General features: G+C 41.7%; 5 protein-coding genes and 4 tRNA genes. 8 read left to right on the top strand and 1 reads right to left on the bottom strand.

Features of this window, described 5'->3' with window-relative positions:
- Positions 1-142: 142 nt before the first annotated feature.
- Entirely contained in the window at positions 143-658 is a 516-nt protein-coding gene (locus JKP82_RS20620) for an EF-hand domain-containing protein (protein ID WP_218398564.1), read from the bottom strand.
- Between the two features lie 268 nt (positions 659-926).
- Here JKP82_RS20620 and murB point away from each other — a divergent pair, with 268 nt between their 5' ends.
- From murB to JKP82_RS20580, 8 genes are all read left to right on the top strand, one after another.
- Complete coding sequence (gene murB, locus JKP82_RS20615) at positions 927-1,919, top strand: UDP-N-acetylmuramate dehydrogenase (protein ID WP_159533413.1); 993 nt, start codon at positions 927-929, stop codon at positions 1,917-1,919.
- A gap of 10 nt (positions 1,920-1,929) precedes the next feature.
- Positions 1,930-2,919, top strand: a complete 990-nt coding sequence (gene birA, locus JKP82_RS20610) for a bifunctional biotin--[acetyl-CoA-carboxylase] ligase/biotin operon repressor BirA (protein ID WP_218398562.1) — start codon at positions 1,930-1,932, stop codon at positions 2,917-2,919.
- Positions 2,906-3,646, top strand: coding sequence for a type III pantothenate kinase (locus tag JKP82_RS20605; RefSeq protein WP_232370696.1), 741 nt, complete (start codon positions 2,906-2,908; stop codon positions 3,644-3,646). Before birA ends, JKP82_RS20605 begins: the two co-directional genes overlap by 14 nt.
- Before the next feature lie 112 nt (positions 3,647-3,758).
- Positions 3,759-3,834 (top strand) — tRNA-Thr (locus JKP82_RS20600).
- A 7-nt stretch (positions 3,835-3,841) separates the two neighbouring features.
- Positions 3,842-3,926: transfer RNA gene (locus JKP82_RS20595), tRNA-Tyr, on the top strand.
- A gap of 33 nt (positions 3,927-3,959) precedes the next feature.
- Positions 3,960-4,034, top strand: a tRNA-Gly gene (locus JKP82_RS20590).
- Between the two features lie 7 nt (positions 4,035-4,041).
- A tRNA-Thr gene (locus JKP82_RS20585) sits at positions 4,042-4,117 on the top strand.
- A gap of 67 nt (positions 4,118-4,184) precedes the next feature.
- The coding region (locus JKP82_RS20580; RefSeq protein ID WP_246604378.1) for a GTP-binding protein at positions 4,185-4,372 on the top strand (188 nt) is incomplete at its 3' end.

Raw genomic sequence — 4,372 nt, 5'->3', positions numbered from 1 at the left:
TCCCCATGTGAGAGTAGCACACTGCCAGGTCCCATTCGAAGAAAGCCCTTATCGTATGATAAGGGCTTTTTTTATGCCTGCAGGAAAGTGAAGCTAGGCGGGTTATTAATCCGCATTGCTCATTGTTTGAAAACAAAGATACTTATTGCTTACCTTTCTTTTTCAGATAATGTTCAAGTTCTTTTCTGGTGATCGCCCCATCCCCGTCTTTATCCATTTTAGTGAAGTTTCCGTCTATATTGGCTTTAGATACTTCAGCAGATGACAATGTACCATCTTCGTTTATGTCCGCTTTTTCAAAATTAACAACAACCGCTGATACCATGGCGGTGTTTTCTACATCATCTACCTTTTCTACGCTAACGGCGTCTTCTACACTATTTTCATTAACAGTCGCAATCACATCCTCACTAAATTTGCTGGTATTTGCTTTTACGAATTCGTTAAATTCGGAGAGGTTTATAGCAGAGTCGCTGTTTGTGTCTATATTTCCTAAAAAAGGCGCTATTGATGTTCCTTCCAATTCACTCGATGTGAGTAATTCGTCACCATCAGAATCTAACCCCGTAAAACTAGTCTCTATCTTACCGTTGGACGAGGCCATAACCAAACTCGAAATTAGTGTGCTCATTAACATAGATAGTGAAAGCTTTTTCATAATAAACTCCATTTACTTAAGTGCGTTCTGCTCAAAAAGAGACAAAACGTTTCAGTGTAAGAAGTAAAGATTCATATTTTATGCCACTACCTAACTTTATGTTATTTGTGACTAATAACAGATAAAAGTCGACGGGCAATGGTTGCAAACTCTGCAATGTGTGAAATATATACAGGGGGCGATCTCCTTAACCAATCCCTCTAAACTGCTTTTAATTAACATCAGCTTCACCTACCATTAGCGCATTATTATTCTTCTATAAAGTGCTATGCCCTCATTAAAGCAATATCATACCTTTTCATTAGCCTCGAATTGCGCATCTATCGTCGAATTCGACTCTGTAGATTCATTTTTGAAAGCTTACAATCCCGAAATTAATACGTATATTTTAGGTGGTGGAAGCAATTCGGTATTTTTGGATGACTTCGAAGGTGTGGTGCTAGTAAATAAAATTAAGGGTATTAGCCACTACGACACCGAATCACATCATCATATTAGTGTTGGGGCGGGGGAAGATTGGCATGAGTTTGTATCGCTGTGTATGCAAAATGGCTGGTTTGGCCTTGAAAACCTTGCGCTGATCCCAGGTTCCGTAGGCGCATCGCCTATTCAAAATATTGGGGCTTACGGGGTAGAGGTACATTCATTCATAGATTCTATAGAAGCGATACTGCTTGAAACAAAAGAACCCTTTCTTATTAAGGGGGCTGATTGCCAGTTTGGTTACCGCGATAGTATTTTTAAACACGCCTTATATGGTAAAGCGCTTATCACCAAAGTGAATTTTACACTTCCCAAGGCGTACGACGTTGTGGCGAGTTATGGTGAATTATCGGCTATAGACTGCCCTAGTGCGAAAGATATCTTTAATAAGGTAATAGAAGTGCGAAAAGCCAAGCTTCCTGATCCTAAGCAGCTTGGAAATGCAGGTAGTTTCTTTAAGAACCCTGTTATTGCATTAACGCATTTTGAAGAACTCAAATGTCACTATCTTGATATACCGAGTTACCCGGTGTCAGAAAATCAGGTAAAAGTACCTGCTGCATGGCTTATCGATCAGATGGGTTTTAAAGGAAAGGCGCTTAATGATGTTAGGTGTCACCCTACACAGCCGCTAGTATTAACTAATATAGGAAACGCGCTGGGAAATGACTTAATTGCCCTAGCTAAACAAATAATGCATGCGGTAGAAAGTAAATTTAAAATAACACTCGAGCCAGAAGTACGTTTAGTTGGTAAGGAAGGACTCATTCAATTATGAGACAGCAATTATGAGGCAGGCGTCAAAATCAGTCAGAAAACATATATTGGCCTTGTTGTCTGATGGACACTTCCATTCAGGTGAAACCATAGCGCAACAAGTTGGTCTTTCCCGCACCGCTGTTGCAGGCCATATTTCTCAGCTTTCTGACTGGGGATTAGATGTTTTTAAAGTTAAAGGTAAGGGTTACCGTTTAGAGCGAGGTTTTTCTTTGTTAAATGCAGAGAGTATTAAGAAGCACTTAGGTAATACTAAGCGCGCCATGATAGATGTTGAGTCGGTTTTACCTTCTACTAATACTGAAATGAAAAAGCGCATTGCTAATGCCCGTCATGAATTGGCAGACGGTGATGCAATATTCGCTGAAATTCAAACGGCGGGTCGTGGTCGTCATGGTAGAACCTGGTTAGCGCCTATTGGTGGTAGCTTAACGTTTTCTATGTATTGGTCTTTCCCGGATGGTTACCAAAGTATGGCGGGTTTGTCGTTAATGGTTGGTTTGGCAGTATGTGAAGCATTAAAAGACTTTGGCGTAGATGATGCTGAACTGAAGTGGCCTAACGACATTTACCTTCAAGGTAAAAAGCTCGCCGGCATTCTTATAGAAGTTGAAGGCCAAATTGGTGCTACTGCGCATTCTGTTATTGGAATAGGCTTAAATGTGTGTGTTCCTGATAGCCAATATGACGTTGGACAGCCTCATAGCGATTTAACATCTTATTTAGGACACACGCCAGATAGAAATAGTTTAGCGGCAGCCATAATAAAATCCCTTTGGGCATTATTACCTAAGTTCACCCAACAAGGTTTTGGCCCGTTCGCACCTCATTGGGAAGCACTAGACCTGTATGCAGATAAAAGGATTGTGCTACAAATGGGCGAAAAGCGTTTTTCTGGTATTGATCGAGGCGTAGATGCCAGCGGTGCATTGTTGGTAGAAACCCAAGATGGCATTACTCGATTCCACGGTGGAGAGGTTAGCTTACGTGGTAACCGATAAAAATGTCGTTTTAGTGGACGTTGGTAATACGCGATTTAAATATTGTTTGTTATCTAATGCCGAAAATGAGCCAACCGCCACAGAAAATTTATCCGATTTACTTTCTTTTATCGATAAACAGCAAAATATTTCCCACTTATATTTAGCCTCAGTACGAAAAGCAGATGCGGTCGAACAAATTTTCGCCGCTTGCGAACAGAGAAATATCGCTGTTGAAGAGAAAAATACCGAGCGAGAAGCCTTCGGCATAAAAAATAGTTACGAAAACGAAAAAAAAATGGGGGTTGATCGATGGCTTGCCATGGTTTGTGCTGCAGAAAAATCACAAAAAGCATTTTTTGTGATGGATGTGGGCACAGCAATTACGGTTGATTTTGTGGTAGATGGTCAACATTTAGGCGGTTGGATCACCCCTGGCTTTCAAGTAATGAAACAAGCATTACTTAATTCCACTAAGAAAGTGTATGCAAATGACGAAATTCCGACCAGTCTCACCCTGGGCAACGATACCGAAGAATGTGTTGCAACAGGCTGCTATGCCGCAGTGTATGGTGTTTATTTGAGCGCCGTTGATTACTTATCCAGCAAACAAACCGATTTTGATATAATTTTAGGGGGTGGGGACAAAAAAATGTTTGCATTCCTTGAAAGCGATGTTAGGATTCGTCCCGCTCATTTGGTGGTGCAAGGTTTGGCCCGCTACGCAAGAAGCGAGCTTCTTACGTAACTGGTTTGATTGATAAGTTTTTATCGGTCAAAAAAGAAAAAGTAAAATTTTTCAAAACAACACTTGCACTGAGTAATTCATTACTCTAGAATGCGCACCCACTTGATGTAGTGCCGACTTAGCTCAGTTGGTAGAGCAACTGACTTGTAATCAGTAGGTCGCCAGTTCGACTCCGGCAGTCGGCACCATCAATCTGGAGGGGTACCCAAGCGGTCAACGGGATCAGACTGTAAATCTGACGGCTCAGCCTTCGCAGGTTCGAATCCTGCCCCCTCCACCACTTTTTTATGAGGTGGCCAGAGAATTAGGATTTGCGAGCATCGTATAATGGCTATTACCTCAGCCTTCCAAGCTGATGATGTGGGTTCGATTCCCACTGCTCGCTCCAAATCAGTGCTGATATAGCTCAGTTGGTAGAGCGCACCCTTGGTAAGGGTGAGGTCGGCAGTTCAAATCTGCCTATCAGCACCAGTTTCTCCCCAGCTCATGTTTATAGAATTTCATAAATTTTTAAAGTAACTTTGCTGGGATAATAGAAATGGCAAAAGAAAAGTTTGAACGTACGAAACCCCATGTAAACGTTGGTACTATTGGCCACGTTGACCACGGAAAAACTACTCTAACTGCGGCAATCACTACTGTTCTTTCTAAGACATACGGTGGTTCAGCTCAGGCTTTCGATCAAATCGATAACGCGCCTGAAGAAAAAGCTCGTGGTATTACCAT

This window comes from Alteromonas lipotrueae (assembly GCF_019249215.1).
In the GTDB taxonomy this organism is placed as follows: domain Bacteria; phylum Pseudomonadota; class Gammaproteobacteria; order Enterobacterales; family Alteromonadaceae; genus Alteromonas; species Alteromonas lipotrueae.
This window is presented reverse-complemented; position numbering and strand designations above follow the sequence as displayed.